This is a genomic window from Demequina sp. NBRC 110053, assembly GCF_002090095.1.
Classification (GTDB): Bacteria; Actinomycetota; Actinomycetes; order Actinomycetales; family Demequinaceae; genus Demequina.
The window spans coordinates 327,822-352,473 of sequence record NZ_BBRJ01000003.1; the positions used below are offsets into that span (position 1 = coordinate 327,822).

General features: G+C 68.5%; 29 protein-coding genes. 9 read left to right on the forward strand and 20 right to left on the reverse strand.

The genetic code is table 11. The features are described from left to right. The first annotated feature begins 257 nt into the window (after window positions 1-257). Both B7K22_RS10705 and B7K22_RS10710 read left to right on the forward strand, forming a co-directional pair. Window positions 258-1,379, forward strand: coding sequence for an ImmA/IrrE family metallo-endopeptidase (locus tag B7K22_RS10705; protein ID WP_084040229.1), 1,122 nt, complete (start codon window positions 258-260; stop codon window positions 1,377-1,379). Then, window positions 1,376-1,855 carry a hypothetical protein gene (locus tag B7K22_RS10710; RefSeq protein ID WP_084040230.1) on the forward strand — a complete coding sequence of 160 codons (480 nt, stop codon included), beginning with the start codon at window positions 1,376-1,378 and terminating at the stop codon, window positions 1,853-1,855. The genes B7K22_RS10705 and B7K22_RS10710 overlap by 4 nt, the downstream gene beginning before the upstream one ends. On the opposite strand, the gene B7K22_RS10715 is transcribed toward B7K22_RS10710, so the two are convergent. The 6 genes from B7K22_RS10715 to B7K22_RS10740 form a co-directional block, all read right to left on the reverse strand. Further along, the gene (locus tag B7K22_RS10715) at window positions 1,841-2,713 is read right to left on the reverse strand and encodes a DUF6602 domain-containing protein (RefSeq protein WP_144276395.1); all 873 of its coding nucleotides are present in this window, start codon (window positions 2,711-2,713) and stop codon (window positions 1,841-1,843) included. The genes B7K22_RS10710 and B7K22_RS10715 overlap by 15 nt on opposite strands. Before the next feature lie 9 nt (window positions 2,714-2,722). Next, the gene (gene pheT / locus B7K22_RS10720; RefSeq protein ID WP_084040232.1) at window positions 2,723-5,359 is read right to left on the reverse strand and encodes a phenylalanine--tRNA ligase subunit beta; all 2,637 of its coding nucleotides are present in this window, start codon (window positions 5,357-5,359) and stop codon (window positions 2,723-2,725) included. Then, window positions 5,359-6,447: a phenylalanine--tRNA ligase subunit alpha gene (pheS, locus tag B7K22_RS10725; protein WP_084040233.1), complete on the reverse strand. Its 1,089-nt coding sequence runs from the start codon at window positions 6,445-6,447 to the stop codon at window positions 5,359-5,361. The genes pheT and pheS overlap by 1 nt, the downstream gene beginning before the upstream one ends. A 365-nt stretch (window positions 6,448-6,812) precedes the next feature. Next, window positions 6,813-8,426 (reverse strand): hypothetical protein, encoded by a 1,614-nt coding sequence (locus B7K22_RS10730; RefSeq protein WP_159448851.1) that lies wholly within the window; start codon window positions 8,424-8,426, stop codon window positions 6,813-6,815. A gap of 29 nt (window positions 8,427-8,455) precedes the next feature. Further along, window positions 8,456-8,713: a hypothetical protein gene (locus B7K22_RS10735; RefSeq protein WP_144276396.1), complete on the reverse strand. Its 258-nt coding sequence runs from the start codon at window positions 8,711-8,713 to the stop codon at window positions 8,456-8,458. Window positions 8,714-9,118: 405 nt separating this feature from the next. Beyond that, window positions 9,119-9,928, reverse strand: a complete 810-nt coding sequence (locus B7K22_RS10740) for a nuclease-related domain-containing protein (RefSeq protein WP_084040236.1) — start codon at window positions 9,926-9,928, stop codon at window positions 9,119-9,121. Between the two features lie 140 nt (window positions 9,929-10,068). Between B7K22_RS10740 and B7K22_RS10745 the strand changes: the two genes are divergently transcribed. Continuing rightward, on the forward strand, window positions 10,069-10,602 hold the full coding sequence (locus B7K22_RS10745; protein WP_084040237.1) for a hypothetical protein: 534 nt from the start codon (window positions 10,069-10,071) through the stop codon (window positions 10,600-10,602). On the opposite strand, the gene B7K22_RS11970 is transcribed toward B7K22_RS10745, so the two are convergent. From B7K22_RS11970 to infC, 7 genes are all read right to left on the reverse strand, one after another. Continuing rightward, on the reverse strand, window positions 10,603-11,688 hold the full coding sequence (locus B7K22_RS11970; protein ID WP_144276397.1) for a hypothetical protein: 1,086 nt from the start codon (window positions 11,686-11,688) through the stop codon (window positions 10,603-10,605). Beyond that, entirely contained in the window at window positions 11,685-12,296 is a 612-nt protein-coding gene (locus B7K22_RS10755; protein ID WP_144276398.1) for a DUF6318 family protein, read from the reverse strand. The genes B7K22_RS11970 and B7K22_RS10755 overlap by 4 nt, the downstream gene beginning before the upstream one ends. A 108-nt stretch (window positions 12,297-12,404) precedes the next feature. Then, window positions 12,405-12,854, reverse strand: a complete 450-nt coding sequence (locus tag B7K22_RS10760; protein WP_084040240.1) for a hypothetical protein — start codon at window positions 12,852-12,854, stop codon at window positions 12,405-12,407. A gap of 78 nt (window positions 12,855-12,932) precedes the next feature. Further along, complete coding sequence (locus B7K22_RS10765; RefSeq protein WP_084040241.1) at window positions 12,933-13,760, reverse strand: RNA methyltransferase; 828 nt, start codon at window positions 13,758-13,760, stop codon at window positions 12,933-12,935. Between the two features lie 9 nt (window positions 13,761-13,769). Next, window positions 13,770-14,150 carry a 50S ribosomal protein L20 gene (gene rplT / locus B7K22_RS10770; RefSeq protein ID WP_084040242.1) on the reverse strand — a complete coding sequence of 127 codons (381 nt, stop codon included), beginning with the start codon at window positions 14,148-14,150 and terminating at the stop codon, window positions 13,770-13,772. Between the two features lie 31 nt (window positions 14,151-14,181). Further along, window positions 14,182-14,376 carry a 50S ribosomal protein L35 gene (rpmI, locus tag B7K22_RS10775; protein WP_084040243.1) on the reverse strand — a complete coding sequence of 65 codons (195 nt, stop codon included), beginning with the start codon at window positions 14,374-14,376 and terminating at the stop codon, window positions 14,182-14,184. Between the two features lie 48 nt (window positions 14,377-14,424). Next, entirely contained in the window at window positions 14,425-15,075 is a 651-nt protein-coding gene (gene infC / locus B7K22_RS10780; protein ID WP_084040244.1) for a translation initiation factor IF-3, read from the reverse strand. A 223-nt stretch (window positions 15,076-15,298) separates the two neighbouring features. On the opposite strand from infC, the gene B7K22_RS10785 reads away from it, so the two are divergent. From B7K22_RS10785 to B7K22_RS10795, 3 genes are all read left to right on the forward strand, one after another. Further along, window positions 15,299-15,670, forward strand: coding sequence for a DUF1844 domain-containing protein (locus tag B7K22_RS10785; RefSeq protein ID WP_084040245.1), 372 nt, complete (start codon window positions 15,299-15,301; stop codon window positions 15,668-15,670). After that, complete coding sequence (locus B7K22_RS10790; protein WP_084040246.1) at window positions 15,671-16,696, forward strand: hypothetical protein; 1,026 nt, start codon at window positions 15,671-15,673, stop codon at window positions 16,694-16,696. A 77-nt stretch (window positions 16,697-16,773) separates the two neighbouring features. Further along, entirely contained in the window at window positions 16,774-17,433 is a 660-nt protein-coding gene (locus tag B7K22_RS10795) for a serine protease (protein WP_084040502.1), read from the forward strand. An 18-nt stretch (window positions 17,434-17,451) separates the two neighbouring features. Here the strand turns inward: B7K22_RS10795 and B7K22_RS10800 are convergent, their stop codons facing one another. Both B7K22_RS10800 and priA read right to left on the reverse strand, forming a co-directional pair. Further along, window positions 17,452-18,180, reverse strand: a complete 729-nt coding sequence (locus tag B7K22_RS10800) for an SseB family protein (protein ID WP_084040247.1) — start codon at window positions 18,178-18,180, stop codon at window positions 17,452-17,454. Between the two features lie 175 nt (window positions 18,181-18,355). Further along, the gene (priA, locus tag B7K22_RS10805) at window positions 18,356-19,093 is read right to left on the reverse strand and encodes a bifunctional 1-(5-phosphoribosyl)-5-((5-phosphoribosylamino)methylideneamino)imidazole-4-carboxamide isomerase/phosphoribosylanthranilate isomerase PriA (RefSeq protein ID WP_084040248.1); all 738 of its coding nucleotides are present in this window, start codon (window positions 19,091-19,093) and stop codon (window positions 18,356-18,358) included. Window positions 19,094-19,230: 137 nt separating this feature from the next. Between priA and B7K22_RS12475 the strand changes: the two genes are divergently transcribed. Together B7K22_RS12475 and B7K22_RS10815 are read left to right on the forward strand one after the other, a co-directional pair. Further along, complete coding sequence (locus tag B7K22_RS12475; protein ID WP_371327673.1) at window positions 19,231-19,674, forward strand: ArsR/SmtB family transcription factor; 444 nt, start codon at window positions 19,231-19,233, stop codon at window positions 19,672-19,674. Next, entirely contained in the window at window positions 19,674-20,384 is a 711-nt protein-coding gene (locus B7K22_RS10815; protein ID WP_084040249.1) for a cation transporter, read from the forward strand. Before B7K22_RS12475 ends, B7K22_RS10815 begins: the two co-directional genes overlap by 1 nt. Here B7K22_RS10815 and B7K22_RS10820 read toward each other — a convergent pair whose 3' ends face one another. Continuing rightward, window positions 20,385-20,834, reverse strand: a complete 450-nt coding sequence (locus B7K22_RS10820) for a hypothetical protein (protein ID WP_084040250.1) — start codon at window positions 20,832-20,834, stop codon at window positions 20,385-20,387. 10 nt (window positions 20,835-20,844) lie between these two features. Continuing rightward, the gene (hisH, locus tag B7K22_RS10825) at window positions 20,845-21,501 is read right to left on the reverse strand and encodes an imidazole glycerol phosphate synthase subunit HisH (protein ID WP_084040251.1); all 657 of its coding nucleotides are present in this window, start codon (window positions 21,499-21,501) and stop codon (window positions 20,845-20,847) included. A 65-nt stretch (window positions 21,502-21,566) separates the two neighbouring features. Here hisH and B7K22_RS10830 point away from each other — a divergent pair, with 65 nt between their 5' ends. Next, on the forward strand, window positions 21,567-22,286 hold the full coding sequence (locus B7K22_RS10830) for a hypothetical protein (protein ID WP_084040252.1): 720 nt from the start codon (window positions 21,567-21,569) through the stop codon (window positions 22,284-22,286). 64 nt (window positions 22,287-22,350) lie between these two features. On the opposite strand, the gene B7K22_RS10835 is transcribed toward B7K22_RS10830, so the two are convergent. The 3 genes from B7K22_RS10835 to B7K22_RS10845 are packed head-to-tail and all read right to left on the reverse strand — an operon-like array spanning window position 22,351 to window position 24,640. Then, the gene (locus tag B7K22_RS10835; RefSeq protein ID WP_084040253.1) at window positions 22,351-22,953 is read right to left on the reverse strand and encodes a hypothetical protein; all 603 of its coding nucleotides are present in this window, start codon (window positions 22,951-22,953) and stop codon (window positions 22,351-22,353) included. After that, window positions 22,950-23,549 (reverse strand): imidazoleglycerol-phosphate dehydratase HisB, encoded by a 600-nt coding sequence (hisB, locus tag B7K22_RS10840; protein WP_084040254.1) that lies wholly within the window; start codon window positions 23,547-23,549, stop codon window positions 22,950-22,952. Before hisB ends, B7K22_RS10835 begins: the two co-directional genes overlap by 4 nt. Continuing rightward, window positions 23,546-24,640 (reverse strand): histidinol-phosphate transaminase, encoded by a 1,095-nt coding sequence (locus B7K22_RS10845; RefSeq protein ID WP_144276399.1) that lies wholly within the window; start codon window positions 24,638-24,640, stop codon window positions 23,546-23,548. Before B7K22_RS10845 ends, hisB begins: the two co-directional genes overlap by 4 nt. Between the last annotated feature and the right edge of the window lie 12 nt (window positions 24,641-24,652).

Consider the following 24,652-nt stretch of genomic DNA (forward strand, 5'->3'; position numbering starts at 1 on the left):
CCTGCGGGAATTTCTGGCGGGGTCCCCATTCAAGGAGTTTCCCTTGTCGCCACGACCGGCGGGCAATCCAAGATCAGCTCCAAGAGTCAGCGCAGCAGATGCGACCGGCGAAGAGTTCGCTCGAGCCCGATCAGACATCACAACTCAATGAGCCAGACCCCGCCGGCTACAACTGAACTACCCAGGTGTCGGTGTAGTACGCGGGCACGCCGCGGTCCCCCAGTGACCGAGTCAGAACGCACGACTAGCATCGAACCATGGCGAAGATGGCTGTCAATCCCGACGTACTGTCCTGGGTGATCCGGGATACTGGCCTCAACGTTTCAGCGTTCGCTGCTCGGGCCGGCCTTGAGTCCAGTCAGGTCTTGGACTGGACGCTAGGGTCGGACGCACCATCGAAGGGGCAACTGCAACAGATCGCAAAGGCCGCCGGTCGCTCGTGGATGTTCTTCTTCCTGCCCGAGCCGCCGCCTGAAGACCCGGTTCCAGCCAGCTTCCGACGACCAGCGACTGCGGGTAGCGACGAGGACCTCGCCCTTGAGTTAACGGCAGTTCGTGGCGCACGATCGGTACAGGGTCTGGTCCGAATGTGGAGCGAGTCTTCAGGGAACGCTGTCGACCTGCCCGTTCCCGACCCTTCGGCAGACACAGCCGCTCAGGCCCTGCGTTCCTACCTCGGGTGGACTGTACGCGAACAGACCGGCGCAACCAGCAAGTCCGCAATGTTCCGCGCCCTACGCGGGAGCGTCGAAGCGAGTGGCATCACGGTGCTCTTGCGAAGCGTGGGTACCGAGAACTGCCGCGGCTTCTCACTCCCCGATCCGGTGGCGCCCCTCGTATTCATTAACAAGGACTACGAGCATTCTTCAGGTAGATCCTTCACGCTCATCCACGAACTAGCTCACCTCATGCGCGACGACGAGCAGCTATGCGAGGCCCCTTCGAACGCGCTCGAGCGGTGGTGCGACTCAGTGGCGACCTCGTTCCTGCTGCCTGTGTCGAGTCTTAGACAGTACCTGGCGACTAAGACGTGGTCCGGGATTTCTTCCGACGATCTCGACCCCGTCCGCCTTACGGCGAACCACTTCAATGTGAGCTGGCACGTTACGGTGCTGAGGCTGCGCGAGCTCGGCCTCGCCGACCAGTCCGCAGTAGACGCCGTGTTCAATGGTGAACTCGCTGAGCAGTCGGGCTTCTCCCCGAACGGCTATCCGATGAAGCAGCGCAGGTACGACGAGTTTGGGGCTACAGTCACGCAAGCAGTCGAGAGCCTCGCTGAGTCGAAGCGCATCTCGAAGCTTGAAGCACTTCGCCGCCTACGAGTCACCGACAGCCAGTACAAGGAACTCGTCAACCACGCGAGAGGCGCTTCCGCGTGACCTTGTACATCCTCGACGCGTACGCACTCGCAGAACTCACAAGTACAACTCCCCTTGCCCGTCTGTCGAGCGCTGAAACCCAAAACCTGCTCACAGATTTGGCCGAGGCGGGGAACCTTGAGATCACGGGCGACACTCTGACCCAACTCCAGGAACACCTGCCACAGCACCACGTCACGGCCTGGCTCCGCGCTTCGAGGAGTTCCGTGGTTCGCGGCGGGAGCCCGTACACCTTCATCGACGAGGTGCTCCGGTCCTGCAGCGCGCTTCTGGATCCCAATGACCTCGATCCGAACCCGCAGGTCCATGTCCTCGCGCTAGCGCTTCAACGCATCGCCGAAGGCAACGCGGTGATCGTCGTGACCGGCGAAAACACCGACCCTCCGGGAAGATGCTCGCTCGAGACGGCGTGCGTAGCCGCAGGTGTCCACCACATCAGTCCCGACGAGTTCGCGACCGCCCTAGTCACGATCTGAGTCCGCTGTCCGAGGCGCGACGGCGACTACTTCTCTCGCGCGCGAGGGGATGTAGCCCGATAACCATTCGACCCGCGTGTCCGAGCGCGAAGCAAGTTCGGAGAGCAACGCGTCGGCGAAGAGCAACAGCGCCCGTCCTGGCTCAAAGACTGTGAAAGCCGCTGATGCTTTGTCGAGTCGCGACACCGGGTAGTCGACACCACTCCGACTGAACCTGGTCAATGCAGGCGCCTCGGGCAGCTGCCAAGCGTAGGGAACGCGCTCGCCCTCGGCGTCAAGCTCATGCAGAGGGACCAGTCCGGCGAGCGCGTCTCCCGCAGCAACGCCCCCGACAACTCCTGGGTCAAGCACGCACGCGAATTCCGGGCGCCGACTGTCCTCCAGAGATGCCAGGTGTTCGGCCGCCGTCGCTGGCGACACCGCAGCGCTATAGGCGAAGGCGCCAATCGCGGGAGGGAGCGCGCTAGAACTCTCGAGAGTCCTCACCGACTCGACTTTCTCTCCGATGTCACGAGCCTCTTGAGCGTCGAGGGTCGTCTTGACTTCGACCGCAGCGAGGACGGTCTCCACTGGGAACAGAATCTGAGAAGACTGCGCTAGAAGTTGCGGGCGAGACGCCATGTCGAAGACGATCAGGTCGATCTGCCGAGATTGTTTCCCGTATTGGTCAAAGATCACACCCGACCCGACGGCCAGCGAGGACGGCAAGAGTCTGCCAACCATCTGGGCCATCGCCAGTTCATTCGCACGGCCCTTCTCGCCTTGGTGCTCGATGAGCCGCGAGAAACTGTTTACCTCAAGTTGGAGCTGGGTCGCGACACCGGTCCAATAGCGCTCAATCAAGCCTGGTGCTGACATTGGGATCACCTACCTCAGTACTGCCCCGAAATCCGTCTCCGCAGCCGCGATGATCGCCTCGCGCACATTGAGCACCTCGTCCGCGGACAGCGTGTGGTCGGCGGCGCGCATCACGACGTTCACGGCCAGCGACTTGTTGCCCTCGCCCACCTGCTCGCCCGTGTAGACGTCGAACACCCGTGCGTCCTGGACCACGTCGCCACCCGCGTTGCGGATCACGCGCACCAGGTCACCGGCAGCGACATCGTCAGACACGACGAACGCGAAGTCCTCCTTCGCGAGCACCTGCTGCGACACCGGCTCGGCCGCCCGAATCGCACCCTCGGTCGACGCGATCAAATCATCGAGCACGATCTCGAACGCCACCGAGCGCGCCGGCAGACCGAACCGCTCGCACACCTTGGGGTGCAGCTCGCCCGCGTGGGCCACGAACTCGCCCGACTCAAGCCAACACGTCGCCGCACGCCCGGGGTGCCACGGCATCCGCGAACCCTGCGTGATGACCACGGAACCACCCGCGGCGGCGACGACGCGGTCCACGGCCGCGAGCGCATCGGCCCAATCCCAGGCCGTCGCGTGGCCGTTCCAGCCAGCTCTCACCCGGTTGCCCGCCATGATGCCGGCGACGCGGCGCGGCTGACCCGGCAGGGCCTCGTTGAGCGCCTCGACCTCGTCGGGCCGGATGCCGCCGTCGGTGCTGTCCACCGTCGGCAGCACGCCGATGTGCTTGGCCTGGTACGCCCGGCCCAGCTCGTACACCGCAACGTCCTGCTCGCCGCGGCCCAGGTTGACCTTCACCGCGTCCACGAGCGTCGCCAGCATGGTCGTGCGCATGAACGGCTGCTCCGCGCTGAGCGGGTTCGCCAGGCGCACCACGTCGCGGCGCGCGTCCACCTCCGGAACGCCCAGCTCGTCGAGCCTGGTCTCCGACATGAACGGATAGGTCAGCACCTCAGTGAGTCCGGACTCGGCGAGCGTGCGCGCGATGGACCGGCGCACCTTCTGCGAGTGCGTCAGGCCGCGCCCGGGAGGCGCCACCGGCAGCACCGAAGGGAGGTCGTCGTAGCCCTCGAGGCGCGCAACCTCCTCGACCAGGTTGATGGCGTCGACCAGGTCGGGGCGCCACGTGGGCGGGGTGACGAGCAGCGACTCGGCATCCCTATTAACAGTGCAGCCGACCAGCTCGAGCGCCGCCACGACCTCGTCGGGGGTGTACTCGACGCCCACGATCTGGCTCGGGTACGCCACGTCCATCGCGATGGCCGTGGGCGCGACGGTGTTGTCGATGTCGAGCCAGAGATCGTCGATCTCTCCCCCGCCGAACTCCTGCATCAGCGTCAGCGCGCGCTCGATCGCCACGGGCGCGAGCTGCGTGTCCACGCCGCGCTCATACCGCCGCGAGGCCTCCGAGCCCAGACGGTGACGGCGCGACGTGCGCGCGATCGTGATCGGGTCCCAGTGTGCCGCCTCGAGCAGCACGTCGACGGTCGACGCGGAGACCTCGGTCTCGGCGCCGCCCATGACGCCGCCCATGCCGATGGGCCGCGCACCGCGCCCTCCAGCCGAGTCCGTCACCATCAGGTCCTCGGTGCTCAGGATCCGGTCGACGTCGTCGAGGGTCTTGAGCACCTCGCCCTTGACGGCGCGGCGCACGACGATGGGCTCGACGACCTTGTCCAGGTCGTACGCGTGCAGCGGGTGGCCCAGTTCGAGCATCACGTAGTTGGTGACGTCCACCGCGAGCGAGATGGGGCGCATGCCCGCCTGGTCAAGCCGACGCTTCATCCAGGCCGGCGACTCGGCGGCCGGGTTGAAGCCGCGAAGAACCCTGGCCGCGAACCGGTCGCAGCCGCCGTTCCCGCGAATGGGTGCGTCGTCCTCGATGGCGACCTCGAAGACGCCCTCAGCCAGCGCATCGGCCGTCCGTGCGCCCGTCACCCGGATGGCGGCGGGGTCGCGGAACGGCTGCCCCGTGCTGTGGCTGTACTCGCGCGCGACGCCGCGCACCGAGAAGCTGTAGCCCCGGTCGGGGGTGACGTTGATCTCCAGCGTCTCCTCGTCGAGTCCCAGCAGGGGGATCGCCGATGCGCCGGGCACCAGGTCGCTCTCGCTCACCAGGCCGGGGAAGGTCACGTCAGACGCGCCTGACGGGGAGGCGAGCACGATGATGCCGTCGTGGTCCTCGCCCAGGGCGAGCTCCTTCGCCGAGCAGATCATGCCGTCCGACCAGTGGCCGTACGTCTTGCGGCCGCCGATGGCGAAGTTCCCGGGCAGCACGCCGCCGGGCAGGATGCACACCACCCAGTCGCCCTCGTGGAAGTTGTGCGCGCCGCAGACGATGCCCTTGGAGGGTGGGAAGGTCTCGTTGTTGTCGGGCTTGTGGCCGCGGACCATGCCGTCAGACTCAGCAGCGTCGTTGTGCTCGCCCACGTCGACGCGGCAGTAGTTGACCGTCTTGCCGTTGGACGCGGTCTCCTTGACGAGGCTGATGACCCGGCCGATGACGAGCGGACCGGTGACGCCGCCGCCCTCGATGCCTTCTTCTTCCAGGCCGACCTTCGCGAGCGCGGCGGCGACGTCGACGGCGGTGTGGCCGTCGACCAGGTCCACGGACTCCGCGAGCCACTGAAGCGGAATCTTGGGCATTACAACTCCATCCCGAACTGCTGGGAGAAGTGCACGTCTCCCTCGACCATGTCACGCATGTCCTTCACACCGTGGCGGAACATCAGGGTCCGCTCGATGCCCATGCCGAACGCGAACGCCGTGTACTTCTCCGGGTCGATCCCGGCGGCCTTGAGGACGTTCGGATGCGTCATGCCGCACCCGCCCCACTCGATCCAGCCGGTGCCCGAGCACGTGCGGCAGCCGCTGTCCTCGCCGTTGCACACGAAGCAGCGCAGGTCCATCTCCGCGCTCGGCTCGGTGAAGGGGAAGAAGCTGGGACGCAGGCGGGTGACGGCGTCCGGGCCGAACAGGCTGCGCGCGAAGGCATCGAGCGTGCCCTTGAGGTGGGCCATCGTGAGGCCCTTGTCGACCGCGAGACCCTCGATCTGGTGGAACACAGGCGTGTGCGTAGCGTCGAGCTCGTCGGTGCGGAAGGTCTTGCCGGGGCACACCACGTAGATGCCGCGACCCTCAGTCTCGAGGGCCTCGCGGCGCTCAAGGGCGGCGCGGACCTGGACGGGCGACGTGTGGGTGCGCAGCACGATGCCCGCGTTGGGCGGCTGGATAAAGAACGTGTCCTGCATCTCGCGCGCCGGGTGGTCGGGGTCGAAGTTGAGGGCGTCGAAGTTGAACCACTCCGCCTCCATCTCCGGCCCCTCGGCCACCTCCCAGCCCATGGCGACGAAGTTGTCGCACATGAGCTCCTGCATCGTCTCCAGCGGGTGGCGGGCGCCTTGGAGGTGACGGTTCACCGGGAGGGTGACGTCGACAGTCTCCTCGACGAGCACGCGCGCGTCGCGCTCCTGCTCCAGCACCTCCTGGCGCGCGGCGATCGCCTGGTTGAGCTGGCCGCGGGCCTTGCCCATGGTCTTGCCGGCCTGAGCCTTGTCCGCGGGGTCCAGCCCGCCGATGCGCTTGTTCGCGAGCGTCAGCGGCGCCTTGTCGCCGGTGTGGGCGAGGCGGGCCTCCTTGAGCTCATCCAGGGTGGAGGCGAGGGTGATGTCTGCGAGGGCATCGGCCACGGCCGCTTCGACAGCCTCGCTGTCGAGGGGTGACAGGTCAGTCATGAGTGCCAATCCAGGGGGTTCGGGGTCGGAGGGAAGTCTACCGGCGCAGATGGCGCGGTCGCGGGGCCGCTCCCCTCCCTCGCTTAGTGCGCGAGTTGGGCCCAACTCGCTCGCCTAAGGGCCTAGGTGAGCGAGAATCGACCACTGGGGTGCGTGCCCAGCGCGGGGCGGCCCAGGGGTTCTCCCTGGGCCTAGATAAACAGCGAAGGTGCGGTGCGCACCGGCGCGACCGACTCCCGGCGCACGGCGGCGCGCGGCGTGATGCCTGCGGACTGCTCGCTCGTGCTCATGGGGCCAGCGTAGCGCGAGACGGCTTCCCGCACGCCACCACTCTCGTGCGCCAGCGGCCGGACATACGAGTTCGTCTACCCGACGTCGCCCTGACCCGCTTCATGCTCGAACGCACGGAGCCCGAGCTCTGACTCGAGGATCAGGGCCGTGCCGGCGATGTCACAACCCTCGAAGTCAGACTCACTGACCCCCACCAGGTACTCGGAGTCTGTGCACCGTGGCATCTCGTCGATCCGGTCTTGCAGACGGCTCGTCCACTCGTCGTCCATCTCTTCACCGGCGCTGTCCAAGACCCGTAGTCGCAGCGCGAACAAGGGTGATGCAGGGCCGTCTTCGAGCACCACTGATGGCAGATTGCCGAGGTAGTCCGCATACGCCGCGAGTGCCTCGTCACCGTTCGAGATGAGACCTAGGGAGGCGACACGCAGCACTTCCAGCGCATCGCGCTCCGTGTCCCCTTCGACAGGCGGCAACTCCATTGAGACGCCGGGTACGTCCACACCGAGCTCATTCAGCACCAAGAGCTGATTGGCCACTCGTGCCACCTCCTCAGCGGCGACCCGGGTGTTCGCCATCGACGCGGCGACAGCCTCGAGACGTGCCCTGTGGTCAGCCCGCGGCTGCGCCTCATAGGGCGTCAAGATCGCTACGGCGAGCAATTGAGCGTAGGGGTCGAGATCAGTGCTCTCGAGAGCGGCCGCAGCCACCTCGGCCGCTCCGCTCTCAGCACTGAACTGAGCGAACCTCTCACGCAAGACCGACCGGGCAGCGTAGGTCGCGGTCAACGAGCCGACCTCGGGCACATATTGAATCAACGTGGGCGCGTCGCCCGACCATTCTTCTGCTCGCGCCTGAAGATATTCGTAGGCTTCCTCCAAATCTCCATCACACGCGACAAGCACCTTCGTCATGCGAGATGCGAGCAGGTAGTCGGAAGTGTCCAATTGCTCCAATACCTGTTGAGCGTTGTCGCCGGCCTCGCGACAGTCGAACCCGCCCATGGACCACCCGGAGGACGCGAGCTCTGCCGCTGCAGCGAGGTCGAGAGCTCCCGCGATGTCCTCGACGGCGCCTTGCTCCCAGCTGACTGCTACCTCGGGGCACGACCATCCATTCTGGTCACAGACGGCGACGAGGCGTTGCGCCGCGGTGATGCTGATGCCCTCGGTCGAGAGTTCGCGCAGCACGGCGTCGCGTAGCTCCGGCTCAGTCATGCTGGCCGCACCGGACCTCATCGCAAGATTCTCGACCCACAGTCGTACGCTTGCTTCCTCAGTGTCGTGAACCTCTTGCGACCGCGCCTCCGCCATTGCGGTTGCCGCCTCCTCGAGCACCGCGGTCGATGCACCTTGTTCGGCATCCGCAAGCACAAACCAGGCCCACGCGCGCCAGTCCGCGGGCACCGCGGCCATCGCACGCATCGCCTCATCATCAGACATCAGTTCGGTAGCATCCAGCGAGCCGACCTCCTCGCCGAGATCACGTGCCATCTGTGACACCCACGCTGTGGCGAAGATGTCAGGAGTCCTGGTAGACGCGGGAGCCGCGTCCAGCACTAGCCCGTCTTCACCGGTCGCAGACTCGAGATAGGCGAGGAGGTCATCCTGCGCGGCCGCAACTGCGGTCTCTTCCTGCCCGACCTGCGAGCAGCCAGCGCTGACCAAGGCCGCACCGAGGGCGATGACCACCCCTAAGCGGGCGCGCGCCATCACGCTCGCTACAGCGCCAGCGCCTTGGCCTGGACGATCAAGGGCGACCCGTTGATGGTCGCGATTCCCGTGGAGTGGACGTAGTACCAACGGTCGCTGTTGCACAGGCGCAGACTGCCGGCGACCGCATTTGCGTTGCGCTTCACGGGCCAGGAGTACTCGGGGATGCTCCCGCTATACGACACCGACAGGCCCGCGCCCTTCATCGCTGCGCTGACACCCACGTTCAGGTGGCTGAAGGAGATCGTGTTCTGAAGCCTGGACACGTTCTTGGTTGTCTTCGCGTGAGTCCGGATGTCACGGCATCCGCCGCTGGAGGGGAACGAGTCCACGAAGACGTACGCATTGAGCGTCACGCCGTGGAGATCGCCACGCCGCGAGTCCCATGCTGCGGAAGCGGGTGCGGCGACAGATGTAATGGTCAGCAACGCGATAGCGGCTGCAGCAAAACGAGTCCTGATCTTCAATTTTCCCCCTAGTTTGATCGGGCCACAAGGCCCGCGGCACACATTGCATTGTGCGGCCAACTGGATGCTAGTGCCGTGCACCGAACAAGCGCAATAGGAAACTTCCGGCGTTTTGCGAACCGTCGGGGGCGCCAGCGCGAGTGCCGACAGTTCGGGACGCCCTCCGCCTCCGCGTTAGCCCGCCGCGGAGGGTCGCGAGGCGACCTACTGCTGCCAGTGTCCGGCGACGCGGGCCACGGCGAAAGCCTGGTTGATGTCCGCTTGACTCCACACAGCTTCTCGACCGAGCAGGTATGGCACGGCCCTCTCCAGAGGCACCACGCGGACGTCAACCGGCCAGTTGCGCACCGTCATGGTGCTCGAAGGCGGCAAAATCAGCACCACCATCGGGCGGACATCCACAGTGACCCCATGCGCGGAGAGCACCCGCTGTGCGCTGACAGCCTCGCGCCGCGCCTGAGCGACGTGGTCCACCCGAACGCGTCCGATGCGCATGTAATCGCCGTTCACAAACACGCTCTGCGACTCGTGTGCCTTCGAGTTGACCGTCCAGATCCCTCCCGGGCCTATCAGCAGGTGGTCGAGATCGCCTCCCATGGGAAGCGGCAGGGAGTGCAGGATGCCCCAGCCAGCCTCGTAGAGGTGGTTGAGCTGCGCTCCTACGCGTTGCTCGCCCGCCAGTCCGCGCATGAAGCGCCCACGGCGCTCGTATGCCGCGTCGATCATCGCGTCGATCTGGGTGCGCTCCTCCTGGAGTGCCGCGATCTCCGCGTCCCACGTCGCGGTAAGCGCCCGGAGGTTGCGGCCCGGCTCGTGGTTCGCGAGGTCGTCATCCGGCGCGGACTTCGCCCAGGCATCGGCGGCGGCCTCGATACGCGCCTCCGCGCCGGGCACCTGGGCGTGCACAAGGCCGGAGTCCAGCTCGCACCATCCCAAGGCGTCGCCGTCGGGATAGCCCACGTAGAGACGGTCGATGCCCGCCTTTCGGTACCGCCGCGCGACAGGGAGTTCCACTCCTCAGGTATCGGCCCGGTAGCGCCGCGGCTCAAGCCACTGCCGTGTGGGCGTCGTTCTGGTTCCGTTTCAATCCAGGGTGAAACTTCCAGAAGGCACTCGGCCTACCACCGTGCGCTGCCACCGGTTAGCGTGGACGCATGATCGAAGTCGGCAGCGTCATCCACACGTCCACCGCACCTCCCGAGGCGTTCTTCGAGCGCTGGGTGGACCTGCCCACTCACCCCGAGTGGGCGTCGAGCATGGAGTGGTTCGAGATCGAGACTCCTGTGGAGCTGGGCTCCCGCGGCACGTCCAAGGCGCGCGGCAGCGAGCCAGCGCCGTTCGAGGTCACGGCACTCGTCGAGCCGCACGTCTACGCCGACACCACCGTCGTCGCCGAGGACGTCGACGGCAATGCCACGACCCTGACCGTCAATCACGAGGCAAGGCCCCTCGAGAACGGCAGCCGGGTCGAGATTCGCGCATGGCTCGAGGGTCCACAGGCTCGAGACATCGAGATGACGATGCGCGCGACACTCGAGCGCGCACTGCCGGCAGATCTCGCGGCCCTCGTCGCACTCGTCGAGGGGCGCGAGCCGAGCGTCGAGGAGGCGCGGAAGCTCGACACCTACCGCGCGGGACCTGCGGCGCACCGTCCGCCGGACCCGCACATCCCCGAGCCCGACGCGTAGTCAGTCGCTAAGCGGATAGATGCGAGCTGTGCCGTGCCACGTGCGGCCGCTCGCTCGGGCGTCCAGGTAGTCGGCGATGTCCTCATCCGGGATGGTGTGGTTGTCGATGCCGTCCGAGTCAGGATCCGTGATGGTCGCCGCATGCGCGGGCGCGGGCTTGCCATCCTGACAGTCGCCGGCGGTGTCGCAGTTCACCAGCCGCACGCTCGGATTGAAGACGTGGAGGCTGCTGGGCGCGCTCGTCGTGGTCGCGGTGCCGGGCGCCGACAGCCACGTCGAGCCGCCGTCGAGGCTGTAGTGGCCCTCCCAGGTCGTGGTGAGGGCCACGGTCACCCGATGCTCGCGCGGTTCGAACGTGAGCGGTTCGCCAAGCCGCGCGGAGCCCGTCTCGACGGACGCGCCATCCGACGTCGACCATGCGAACTCCACCGGCGTGGCGCGGAGCGTCACCGGAGTGCCGAGCACGGTGAGGTTTCGCATCTGCGCCGAGTCATCGATGGAGGGCGTGACGCCCAACCTTGCGATCGCCCACCCGAGTTCTGGGAGGTACGCGATCTCGGTGGGTTCGATGGACATGCGGCGCCACTCCGCCAAGATCGCGGCCGGCAATGGGTCGGCCGGGCACGAATAGCCGGACACCTGCGTCCAAGGACCATACTGTCCGCTCGTTTCGTCGTACCGCGAGACCCAGAGCGGCAAGGCGGGCGTCGCGCCCTCAGGACAGAGATCTTCTGGGCCCGCCCAAGCAGTGATGCAGTCTGGAATATCGCCATCCCACGAAGTCGAAGGCTGGTCTATGCCTGGCCCGGCGATGAACCACTCGTCGCACACAGCGTGGCGCTGATACCGGTCGCGCGGTGCGCCGGTTTCGCTCGCAGTGGCGTTACCGCTCCTGTCAGGCCACTCGTCCGAGCTGACGTTGGCGCCCGATGTCACGGAGCTCCCGTCGGTTCGCCCGACAATGTCGGGCAAGTAGTCGGTTTCGTCGGGCGGGCTCTCCGCAATCACGAGCGCCAGAAGCCAGGAACCGATCGTGGTCAGACTGCTAGACCGGTGTCCGATACGCCCGAGCCGGTTGAATGTCATGCCTGCTGTGACGCGACGTCTACTACTCGCCAGCCGGAGCCCTGCAACTCTAGGACAACTGTCAGTGTCGCTTGCTGCGGAGCGCGAGTGTCGATGAGTCGCTCGTTGTCGTCGAAGATGTCCGACTCCGAGATCTCCACGTCCATCACAACTCGCCAAGTCGCGTCCGGCTGCTCGCCTCCTTGAGCCGCGCCGGTCGCGGCCGTCAGTTTGCTTCCTCTCGCTGTGACCCCATCGTCCACCATCGTTTGCACAGCCTCCACTGTGTTCTCGCAGTACACGCAGCCCGGAAGACTTAAGGCTTTGAGCAGCCGTATGTCTTGATGCACAAAGACATCCTGAGACTCGATCAAGAAGAACTCTGCGAAGCTCACTGCGCCCGGGAAGTCCTCACTCCGCGCCTCCTCGGGAATCGCCGCGAGCACCTCTTCCTCGGTCAGCGCGGTCGTGGTGGGCGAAGGAGTCGGCGAGGGCGAGGTGACGGCGATCTCGGTCAGGGAAGGCGTGGGCGAAGGCGTCGCCTCGACCTCGGGCGCACCGTTGCACGCGGCGAGCGCCAGGCACGCCGTCGCCGACAGCACTGCCAAGCCCCGCCCGCCCCGAGTCATGTTCGCGACCCTAGCGGGCAAACCCAGCTCGCGACTAGGGCAAGCGCGAAACCTGGGGACAACCCCGCATTGGCGCCGCGCGCGAGCAGCGAACGAGCGCGAAAGGCGCTAGACCAGACCCGTCAGGATCGCCAGGATGATGCCCCCCGCGAGGGTGTTCACAATCGGCAACGCGACGCGCAGCGCCCGAGGGAACTGTGCGTTCTTCACGACGAACACGTTCATGAAGAACAGGATCAGCGCGAGCACCATCCCGGGGAACAGGAACACGACGAGCAGCAGCGGCAGGAACATCAGGCTCTTCTCGAGCGTGGTCGCGTGCGCGCCCATCTGGTAGACCTCGCGGTCTCCCATTACGAGCTTCTGGAACCCCGGCAGGATGCCGCGGGACTCGAGCTTGCCGGTGCTGCCGTTGCGCATGGGGATGGGCCAGTGGCCCTTCGCTCGCTTGATGGGCTGCCCGTCGATGAGCACCTTGTAGAATACGCCCTCGGCGCCCTGCAGCGCCACGTTGCCACGCGCGCCCGGGATGTCCAGCGCCACCGTCTCGTCAGCCATCAGCTCCCTCTCGATCCAGGCGGCACCCTAGCACCGCGGCCCTCTCCGCGGTCACGTCAGCGGCGCCGATGCGCGGCCTCAGCTCCGCTGCGCCGTGGCAGTCGCGTACAGGCACACAGAAGCCGCGGTCGCGAGATTGAGGCTCTCGGCGCGGCCGTAGATGGGGATGCGAACCACGGTGTCCACGAGCGACAGATCCTCGTCGCTGAGGCCCCACGCCTCGTTGCCGAACACCCACGCGGTAGGCACGGCCAGGTCGAGCCCGGGGGCGAAGAGCTCGACGTCGCCCGAGCCATCGGCGGCCAGCAGCGCGAGCCCAGTCTCGCTGAGCGCGACCAGCGCGTCCGCGAGCGGCGCCCGCGCGATCGGCAGGTGGAACAGGCTGCCGGCCGTCGACCGCACCACCTTGGGGTTAGTGATGTCGACGCTGTCGCCGGCGAGCACGACGGCATCCGCGCCGGCCGCGTCAGCGGCACGGATCACCGTTCCGGCATTGCCGGGATCGCGCACGTTGCTCAGCACGGCCACGAGACGCGGGCGCGCCGCGACCACGTCGTCCAGCGACGAGCCCGTCGACTCCACGACCGCGATGATCCCCTGCGCATCGGCGCTCATCGCCTCGATGACCTCGTCAGTCGCGAGGTGCACCCACAGCTCGGCCTCCAGAGCACTGGCGACGATGTCGCGGTGCCTCGCCAGCGCATCGGCGCTGCAGTAGAGGTCGCGCACGCGCGACGGCGCGAAGGCGACAGCCTCACGCGCCCCCTGCGGCCCCTCGACCAGGAACTGGCCTGCCCGTGAACGCGCAGAACGCCCCGTCAGGGCCGCGACCTTCCTCACGCGCTCCGCCCTCGGATTCGAGAGCGTGACCGTGAGGTCGTCGGGCCCCGCGGGGCGTCCTGTCATGCCTGGGACTTACGCGGCGGGCGCGTTGACGTCCTCGGGGAGCGCCTTCTTGGCGGTCTCCACGAGGGCGGCGAAGGCAGCCTCGTCGTTCACCGCGAGCTCGGCGAGCATGCGGCGGTCCACCTCGATCTCGGCGAGCTTGAGGCCCTGGATCAGACGGTTGTAGGTGATGCCGTTCGCACGGGCGGCGGCGTTGATGCGCTGGATCCACAGCTTGCGGAACTCACCCTTGCGCTTGCGACGGTCGTTGTAGCTGTAGACCATCGAGTGGGTGACCTGCTCCTTCGCCTTGCGGTAAAGGCGCGAGCGCTGGCCCCGGTAACCCTGGGCCCTCTCGAGGGTGCTGCGGCGCTTCTTCTGGGCGTTGACCGCCCGCTTGACGCGTGCCATGTTTCTTACTCCTTGTGACGTGTAGCGGGACTTACTTGCCCAGCAGCTTCTTGACCTTCTTGGAGTCCGCGTCCGACAGGATCGCGTCCTGCGCCACACGGCGCTTGCGCGAGGACGTCTTCTCCTCGAACTTGTGCACGTTCATGGCGTGCGCGTGCTTCACCTTGCCGGAGCCGGTGAGCTTGAAGCGCTTCTTGGCGCCCGAGTGGGTCTTGTTCTTCGGCATGACTGCCCCTTCTTGAGTCTGCGCGCCCCGGTGGGGACGTGCGGGTCTTTACTCGGACTGCTCGTCCGAAGCGGGCTCGGCGCCCGACGTCTGCTTGGCGGTCTTGGCCGCGGCACGCTCGGCACGCTCGGTCTTGCCGGCCTGCCTGCGCTCCTCCCGAGCCTTGCGCTGCTCCTCCATGGCCTCCGCCTTCTTCTTCAGCGGCCCGAGCACGAGGGACATGTTGCGACCCTCCTGAGACGGCATGTTCTCCACCACGCCGAACTCCTGCAGCTCGTCGGCCAGCTTCAGCAGCAGGCGACGTCCCATCTCGGGACGCGACTGCTCGCGTCCACGGAACATGATGGTGACCTTGACCTTGTCGCCGCCCTTGAGGAAGCGGATGACGTGGCCCTTCTTGGTCTCGTAGTCGTGCTCGTCGATCTTGAGACGGAACCGCATCTCCTTGATCTCGGTGTTCGCCTGGTTGCGACGCGCCTCGCGAGCCTTCACCGCCGCCTCGTACTTGAACTTTCCGTAGTCCATGAGCTTGACGACTGGGGGACGCGAGTTGGGCGCAACCTCGACGAGGTCGAGGTCCGCCTCCTGCGCGAGTCGGGTGGCGTCCTCGATGCGGACGATGCCCACCTGCTCACCATTGGGTCCGACCAGGCGGACCTCGGGGACGCGGATGCGCTCGTTGATACGGGGCTCGTTGATGAGTGACTCCTCTGTGGTCTTCGGCTACCCGCCGGGCAGAGGAAAAGGCCCCTGCCCGAACACGAGCAGAGGCCCACCGAGGCTCCGGATCCCGCCATGCTCCACGCATGGCGAACGCCGAGACCTGGACCCTGGCCCATTGCTTTGGCCCTAGGGTGGGAGGTGGACTCCACTTGCGCGCCAAGGAGCGATCCCCGGCCGGTCAGTCATCAAGGATAGCAGAATGAGCGAATCTTCACAGGAGGCGGGCGCCCAGGCGTTCCGCGAGGCCTCCGCAGCCGCCGCCCGCGACCTCGCCGAGGTCAACGCCGTGGAACTTATCACGACCGTGAGCGTTCACCTTCTGAGCGCTGCCGCGCTCAGGTGCGGGCTCGCCGAGGATGGCGAGGGCCATCAGGACCTCGACGAGGCCCGGGCGCTCATCAATGCGCTCGCCGGGCTGGTCACGGCATCCGCACCCGATCTCGGCAACACTCACGCACGCTCGCTTCGCGACGGATTGCGGAGCGTACAGTTGGCATTCCGGGAGGCCTCGGTCATCCCGGACGCTCCGGGGGAAGGCCCCGGCGAGAAGTACACGGGGGCAGTCACCTAGATGAGCACGGGGACCGGATCGACGGACGCGCGCACCGCGCGCGACACCGACGCGGACGCGACGGACGCGTCCTCCGCCGACACGTCCCGTGACATCGACAAGGCCAGCGAAGCCGATGCGGCAACCGCCTCCCCCGTCGGCGACAGTGCTGCTGGCAGCACCGGGAGCGCCGACGACGCCGCGACGGAGGCCACCGACGACGGCGCCGGTGCGCGCCAAGCCGAGGGCGCATCGGCCCCCACCCGGGGCCCCCATCCGCTGAGTGCCGCGAGTGCCGAGGAACTTGACGACGGCACCCCCGAGTCCGATGCGGACCCCGAGTCTGACGCCTCCGAGGCGGACGAGGACGAGCCCGCCCCCGCGGCGCTCGTCGAGCACTCGGCCTCCGGTTCCGTCGACGAGGACGGCGCCCCGCACCGCCGGCGCCGCTCCGACCCGCCGCCCGCAGTGTTCAACTACGCGGACGATGAGCATGAACGCCGCCGGGATCATCGTCGGGAGCGCCCGCGACGCCGGGGCCGTGCAGGCTGGATCGCGACGTCGATCGTCCTGCTCCTGCTGCTGGGCGTGTCCGTGGCGCTCAACTGGCACCTGTGGAACACCACCGAGGCGTGGGAGGCGCGCGCCGACGAGCTGACCACCGTCAACTACGACCTGGGCGCGCAGCTGTCCTCCGAGCAGGCGACCACGATGGGGCTCGAGTCCGAGATCGAGCTGCTCAGCCAGCAGCTCGCGACGTCGAACCAGCGGGTGCTCGACCTCAGCGCCGAGTCGCAGAGCGCGATCGACGAGTCGACGTTCGCGAGCCAGCAGATCGACCTTCTCGAGGGTCACCTCACCACCGCGACGTCGACGGCCACGTCCCTCCAGCGCTGCGTCGACGGCCAGCAGCAGCTCACCCAGTACCTGAAGACCCCCGACGACTACGACCCCCAGGAGCTCGCGGCCTTCGAGAAGAGCGTGAGCGAGCTGTGCGCGACGGCCGAGCAGAACCAGCAGCGCATGCTCGCGGAGCTCACCGAGTGAGGCGCGCGCTCGCTCTCTTCGCCGCGACGGCCTTGGCGCTGTCGGGCTGCGCTGCGCTGCCAGCGGAGCCTCAGGCCATGCCGTCCGACTGGGTGCCCGAGCCCACCGCGACGCCCGTCGCCAAGAACGTGGGCCTGTCCCCCGACGGCTTCACGGCCGCCCAGCGCATGACGCTGCGGGTGCGCAGCATCGGCTGCGGCGTGGGCGTGCGCACCGGCTCGGGCTTCGCGCTCGACGCGTTCACGCTCGTCACCAATCGTCACGTGATCGAGGACTCGAAGAACATCCAGGTCTCCACCCACGACGGCCGCGTGATCGACGCCACCGCGGCCTCCTCCACCACGGTCGCCGACATCGCGATCATCACCACCACCGAGCCGCTGGGCGGCGCCTTCGCCGCACGCGCGACCCAGGACCCCGAGGAGGGCGACGTCATCACCGTGGTGGGCTACCCCGGCGGCGGCCGCCTCACGACGGTCTCGGGGGTGGTGCTGGGCGCCGTCCCCGACCCCGTCGAGGACGGTGGCGCCGTCGATACCGTGCTGGCCACCACGGCCGTGGTCGAGCCGGGCTCCTCGGGCTCTCCCGTGCTGAGCGACGACGGCGAGGTCGTGGGCGTGGTCTACGCCAACAACGCCGTGGGCCAGAGCTTCATCGTCCCCGTCACGATGCTCAACACGCTGCTCGCCCAGCCCTCGCTGCTGGTGCCGGACTCGCTCGAGTGCAGCCAGTCCTGAGGCGGGCGCTGCCGCGGGTCACACCGCGGTCGTGAGCTTGAGCTCCAGCGTGTCCACGCGCTGAGCGACCACATCCGAATGCGCGAGCTCGCGCTGGACGCGCTCCACGACGGAGTCGAGCTCGGGCTTGGTGAGGCCGGGCGCGAGGCTGAGCACGATGGAGATCTCGGCTCCCGCTCCCGGGATCGCCTCGACCGCCTTGAGCGCGCTGTCCGTGGTGATCGCGGTCGCGACGGCCTCGCGCACGTCCTCGACCACCATGCCCTCGACCACCGCGGGCCGCCACGTCTCTCCCTGCCCGAGCGCCCATACCGCCGGCCGGGGCACCAGCACGGTCTCCATGCCGGGGTTGATCACGAGGCTCGACCAGCCCTCGGCGACGGCCGCGAGCGCGGCGCGCGGCCCCTCGGCGGGAATCGGCCGTGCCTTGTCGTTCCATGCCCGCATCGCGTCGACGTCCGTGAAGACCGGCAGCGCGGCACGCCCGTCGGGCATCTGCACCGCGACCACGCCGGTCGACGCGACCTTGTCCTTCTCGACGCCGTGGGCGCCCATCACGCGCCGCTCACCGCTCGCCAGCACGGGGATGAGCACACGCGCGTAGGCGAGCGCATCCACGACGTCCGCGAGCGTGGTCTTGCCGTGCGAGTGGCGGATGAGCGCCTGGGCCAGGTGGGCGTCCGCGCTGCCGTCGTCATCGGAGAAGATCGACTCGGGGATCTCCTTCGCGGGCTCGCCGTCGCTCATGGTTCGATGCTACGCGCTCTCGGTGACGCTGTTCCCGGGACGTGGCGTACCACTCAACACACACCTGGGACTCATGCGACGCATGTGGCTCCCGTGCAGGCGCACCCGACACACCAGCACCACCCGTCACCGCCGTGTGTTGAGCGGTACCGGGCTCACCGGCGCACCTGAGCTCTTAGGGGCGGCCGGCGACGTCGAGCGCCTGCGGCAGCGTGAAGTTGCCGTTATACAGCGCCTTGCCCACGATCGCGCCCTCGACGCCCTGGCCAGTCAGAGTACGGATCGCCGCGATGTCCTCGAGCGAGCTCACGCCGCCGGACGCGACCACGGGCCGGTCGGTCGCCTCGCACACCTGCGCGAGCAGCTCGAAGTTCGGGCCCGACAGCATGCCGTCCTTCTTCACGTCGGTGACGACGTAGCGGGCGCAGCCCTCGGAGTCCAGCCGCGCGAGCACGTCCCACAGGTCGCCGCCGTCGCGGGTCCAGCCGCGGCCCGACAGCGTCGTGCCGCGCACGTCAAGGCCTACCGCCACGCGGTCGCCGTGCTTGGCGATGGCGCGCGCGGTCCACGCGGGGTTCTCGAGGGCCGCCGTGCCGATGTTCACGCGGGCGCAGCCGGTCGCGAGCGCGCGCTCGAGCGACTCGTCGTCACGGATGCCGCCGCTCATCTCGACCTTGATGTCCACCGACTTCACGACCGACTCGAGCAGCGCGGCGTTCTCGCCGCGCCCGAACGCCGCGTCGAGGTCCACGAGGTGAATCCACTCGGCCCCGCCGTCGACCCAGTCCTGCGCCGCGGACAGCGGGTCGCCATACCCGGTCTCCGTGCCGGCCGCGCCCTGGGTGAGGCGGACGGCCTGGCCATCGGCCACATCAACCGCAGGCAGGAGCTCGAGGCGCGGGTTCTCGGTCATGGTCTCGCTTTCGTGAGGGCTCGTCGGCAGCGCCGATGCGCGGGCTGAGTGCCGTGCGCGCGTGAGGCGGGCACCAGGCTACCGCGCTGACCTCGCGGCCGTGACAGTACACCGTTCGCTGTACTAAACTGGACTCCATGAGCGCCACCTCGTCTCCCGCTGACACGATCGACCTGATGCCGGCCAGCGCATCGGCCGTCTCGACGGTGCCCGCGACGACAGACGCACTCGCCGCGGAGCCGCGCGATCACGTCGAGTGCGCACACCCCGGCCACACGCGCGCGGTCGCGCACGTGGGCCACGCGCTGTCCGACCCCACTCGCGCCGCGATCCTGCTCGCACTGCGCCACGGCAGCCACTGCCCGGCAGACCTGGCCGCCGAGCTCGACGTGAGCCGCCAGTCGATGTCCAACCACCTCACGTGCCTGCGCGGCTGCGGGCTGGTGCGCGCCGAGAAGCGCGGCCGCCACGCCCACTACTCGCTCGCCGACGGCTCCATCGCCGTCGCGCTCGACGCGCTGCTCGCGCTGACCTTCACGCTCGACCCCACGTGCTGCGACGGAGAGGAGTGCACCTGCTGATGGCCGCGCATACGCACCTCCCTTCCCCATCGCTCACCGCCGGGCGCCGCGCGCTGCTCACGCGGCGGATCCGCATCATCGTGACGCTCGCGATCGCATACAACGTGGTCGAGGCGATCGTCGCGCTTGCGGCGGGTGCTGCCGCGTCCTCGACGGCGCTGATCGGGTTCGGGCTAGACTCGGTGGTCGAGGTGGGGTCGGCGGCGATCGTCGCCTGGCAGTTCACGGCGCCCGACCCTGCGCAGCGGTCGCGACGGGCGATGCGGCTCATCGCGTGGTCGTTCTTCGCGCTGGCCGCGATCGTCACCTTCGAGGCGGGGCGGTCGCTGCTCACCGGCTCCGAGCCCGAGTCCTCCTCCATCGGCATCGTGCTCGCCGCACTGTCCGTGGCGATCATGCCGACCGTGTCGTACCTCGAGCGCCGCGCGGGACGCGAGCTGGGCTCGGCCACGGCGGTCGCTGACTCACGTCAGACCCTCATCTGCGCCTACCTGTCCGTCGCGCTGCTCGTGGGGCTGGTCCTCAACGCGTGGCTCGGCTGGTGGTGGGCCGACCCTGCCGCGGCGCTCGTCATCGCCGCGTTCGCGGTGCGTGAGGGCCGCGAGGCGTGGAAGGGCGACGGATGCTGCGCGACCTCGGGTGCGCTGCTCCACGGGCACACGGAGGACTGCGCATGTGAGGACGGCTGCGACGACGGCTGCTGCGACTGACTACGCGGCGACGAGGGTGCCGATCACCGTCACAGCAGGACCGATCTCGACGCGCTCGACCACGATCCGCAGACCGATGATGGGTGCAAGCAGGTCCGCGAGCGCGCGCACGTCCAGGTCGATGTGCATGGCGGAGCCCCGCACGTCGATGTCCACCGTCCCGGGCGGCAGGCTCGAGCGCTCGGGCTTCCACAGTCGCGCCAGGCCCATCCGCAGCGCGAACCCCGGCGCACGGAACCGGCCCGCGCGGACGTCCGCGACGGCGCGCAACCGCCCTCCGTCGACCGTCACCTCGCGCACGGTGCCGGTGCCGGATGCCCTCACCGGCCCCACCGCGAGGGCCACGTCGACCTCGAGCTCGCCGTCGCCAGTGACGCGAGCCGCCGTGACCTCGCGCACCTGAGAGCGCAGCGCCGTGGCGATCTCGTCAGGCTCCAGGACGATGCGCATCGGCGTCTCGCTAGAGCGTCGCGACCCAGTTGCGCAACAGCTGGAGCCCGGCCTCGCCCGACTTCTCGGGGTGGAACTGCGTCGCGGCGAGCGGGCCGTTCTCGACGGCCGCGACGAACCTGTCGGGCGCATCGGCCGTGCCGGCCTCGGACCACGTGACGAGCGGCGCCTTGAAGCGGCCGGTGTCCTCGGTGGTGCCCAGCGGGAACTCGCGCGCGCCATAGGAGTGGACGAAGTAGAAGCGCTCGTCCTCGAGCCCCGCGAACAGGGTCGAGCCCTCCGGCGCCTCGACGCTCGCCCAGCCCATGTTGGGCACCACGGGCGCCTCGAGCTTCTCGACGGTGCCGGGCCACTGGTCGAGGCCCGGCGTCTCCACGCCGTGCTCGACGCCGCGCTCGAACATCACCTGCATGCCCACGCAGATGCCCAGCACCGGCCGTCCGCCGGAGAGCCTGCGCCCGATGACCTGCTCGCCGCGCACGCCCTTCAACCCGGTCATGACCGCCTCAAACGCGCCCACGCCGGGGACGATCAGGCCGTCCGCGTTCTCGGCGACCACGCGGTCGTCGGTGAGGACCACGCGCGCCCCCACGTGCTCGACTGCGCGCACCGCGGAGCGGACGTTGCCGAAGCCGTAGTCGAGGACGCAGACGAGGGGGGAGGTCACCTCATCAGTCTAACGAGGGCATGAAGGCGCACCCGACTCGGTTGTCCACTGCAAGGAGGCACACCATGGACACCACCCAGGTCCTCATCATCGTCGCTGCGGTCGCGGTCGCACTGCTGCTCATCATCATCGCGCTCAGGCTCGCGGCGCGGCGGCGCGTGAAGGCGATGACGCCCGAGCAGCGCGATCTGCACTACGCCGAGCGCGCCCGCAAGAAGCGCGTCAGCGAGCTCAAGGCGGACCTCAAAGCCGTTGAGAAGGACGGCCAGCGCGCGGTCAAGGACGCTCGCTCCAGGCTGGAGTCGGCCCTCGCCATCGGCACCGACCAGATCGATGCGGTGAAGGGACCGAGCGGCACGGTCGCGCTCACGTCACGCACGCTCGAGACGCCCAGCGGCACCAGGGACGTCACCCCTGACCTGAGCGCGGAGGCGACGGCCGCGGGCTCCCCCGCCACCGCCGAGGGCGCGGCGGACACCCGCCGCGTCGACCTCGTCATCAGCGACGCGGACGGCACCGCGGAGACAGTCGCATTCCGGCCGGACCAGGAGTCCGATGTGCGCGGGTTCGCGGCCCGCGTGGGCGCCGCCGCCCACAGCGTGGACGAGGTTCTGCGCCAGCGCGACGACGCCGTGCGCGAGGCGGAGGAGGCGGTCACCGCCGCGACCGAGCAGGCCACGGTCCGCATGAACGAGGCGCAGGCGCGCTATGACAAGGGCATCGCGGAGGCCGACGAGAAGGTCAGGGCCGCGGAGGCGACGGTGCGAGAGCGGCGGATTCGCTGAGCTCGCCTCTCGGGCTTCGCAGTGGCAGCGCCGATGCGCCGGCCGGGTCGCGCCGAGCCACGGACTACTCGCCGCTCGGGTCGGGGTTGGAGCTGTTCTTGTTGTCCTGCTGAGCCTTGTACTGCTTCTTCGCGGCCTTCGACGCGCGGCGGAGCTCGCGGAACGCCTCGATGCGGCCCATGCGGGCCTCGAAGGTCTTGCCGGGATGGGTCGCGGCGAGCTCGTCGATGGTCTGCGTGCCGGCCATGAGCGTGGTGATCACGCCGGGAGCGCTGTCGAGCGCCAGGCCTGGCGGCAGCGTGTCGCCCTTCTGACCGCCGAGCCAGCGGGTGATGGTGATCTGGCCCTTGCGCCGCTCCATCGCGAGGATGGGCTGCGTCTTCACGAAGGCGCTGATGACCTGGCCCGCGGCGTCGACGGCACCGGCGCTCGTGTCGTCGAGCACCGCGAAGGCGCCGGCCGACGTCTCGATGGTCTGGCCCTTGACGCCGTTCAGCGAGCACACGGCCGCGAGCACGCGCCCGTTCTGGATGGGCGTGAACAGCGCGACCGTGTCGTTGTCGATGTGCTTGCCGGACTCCCCCATCGGCTTGGCGTCGGCGAGGCTCGACAGGTCGTCGGGGACTTCGTCTGCTGCACCGCCCGACTGGCCCTGCTCGTCCGTCACAGCGCGCCCTTCGTGGAAGGGATGCCCTTCACCCGCGCATCGGCCGCCACCGCCGCCCGCAGGGCGCGCGCGAGCGCCTTGAACTGCGCCTCGACGATGTGGTGCGGGTCGCGGCCCGCGAGCACGCGCATGTGCACGCAGATCCCGGCGTGGTGCGCGATCGACTCGAGCACGTGACCCGTGAGGGAGCCCGCGAAGTTGCCGCCGATCAGGTGCGTCGCCTGCCCCACCGGCTCGCCCACCTGCACGCAGTAGGGCCGGCCGGACACGTCGACCACGCACTGCGCGAGGGCCTCGTCGAGCGGCACCATCGCATCGCCGAACCGCGAGATGCCGGCCTTGTCGCCCAGCGCGTGTCGGAGCGCCTCGCCGATGCAGATCGCCACGTCCTCGACCGTGTGATGGCTGTCGATGTGCACGTCTCCCGTGGCCTTGACCGTGAGGTCCATGAGCGAGTGCTTGCCGAGCGCGGTGAGCATGTGGTCGTAGAACGGCACCCCGGTGCTGATGTCCGTGGCGCCGGAGCCGTCGAGGTCGAGCTCGACCAGGACCTCGGACTCGCTCGTCTTGCGCTCGATGCGTCCGGTGCGGCTCATGCGGTGACCTCCAGTAGCGCGCTGCGGAACAGCGCCATCTCCTGCGGCGTGCCGATCGACACCCGCAGCCAGCCTTCGGGCCCCACCACACGGATCAGCACCCCGTGCGACAGCAGCCCCTGAAACACCCTCTCACGGTCCTCGAACGGCCCGAAGAGCGCGAAGTTCGCGTCCGAGTCCGCGACCGTGTAGCCCTGCTCGCGCAGCCATTCGACGGTCTCGTCGCGCTCGGCGCGGATCTCGTCGACCTGCGCCTGCAGCTCGCGGTGGTGCGCGAGGGCGGCGCGTGCCACCGCCTGCGTGACGGCGCTCAGGTGGTACGGCAGGCGCACCACCCGAAGGGCGTCGATGACCGGCTCGTGCGCGACCAGGTATCCCAGTCGCCCGCCTGCCAGGGCGAACGCCTTCGACATGGTGCGGCTCACGGCCAGGTTCGCGTGCTCGGGGATGATGGTCGCCGCGCTCGGCACGCCCCGCCGACGGAACTCGCCGTACGCCTCGTCGATCACGACCACGCACCCACCGGGCACGTCGTCCGCGGCCGCCATGAGGCCCCGCACCTCGTCGAGCGTGAGCGCCGTGCCCGTGGGGTTGTTGGGGCTCGCGACGAGCACCAGGCTGGGGTGCAGCTCGCGGATCGCGGCCTGCGCGGCCTCGATGTCGAGGTGGAAGTCCTCGCGCCTGGGCAGCGTCGCGTACTCGGTGAGGCTGTCGCGCGCGTACTCGGGATACATCGAGTACGTGGGCGCGAAGCTCAGCACTGTGCGGCCGGGCCCGCCGAAGGCCTGGTGCAGGTGCAGCATCACCTCGTTCGAGCCGTTCGCGGCCCAGATGTTGCGCACCTCGACAAAGTCCACGTGCGACTCGACCTCGAGATAGTGCGCCAGGTCGGCCCTGAGGGCCGTGAAGTCGCGGTCGGGGTAGCGGTTGAGGCCCTCGGCGGCCTTGCGGACGGCCTGCGCGATCGCGTCCACGACGGCCGGGGGCGGCGAGTACGGGTTCTCGTTGACGTTGAGGCGCGCGACGACGTCCAGCTGAGGAGCGCCGTACGGCTCCAGCCCGACCAGCTCGGGGCGCAGGGGCAGGGTCATGGCAGGGAGTCT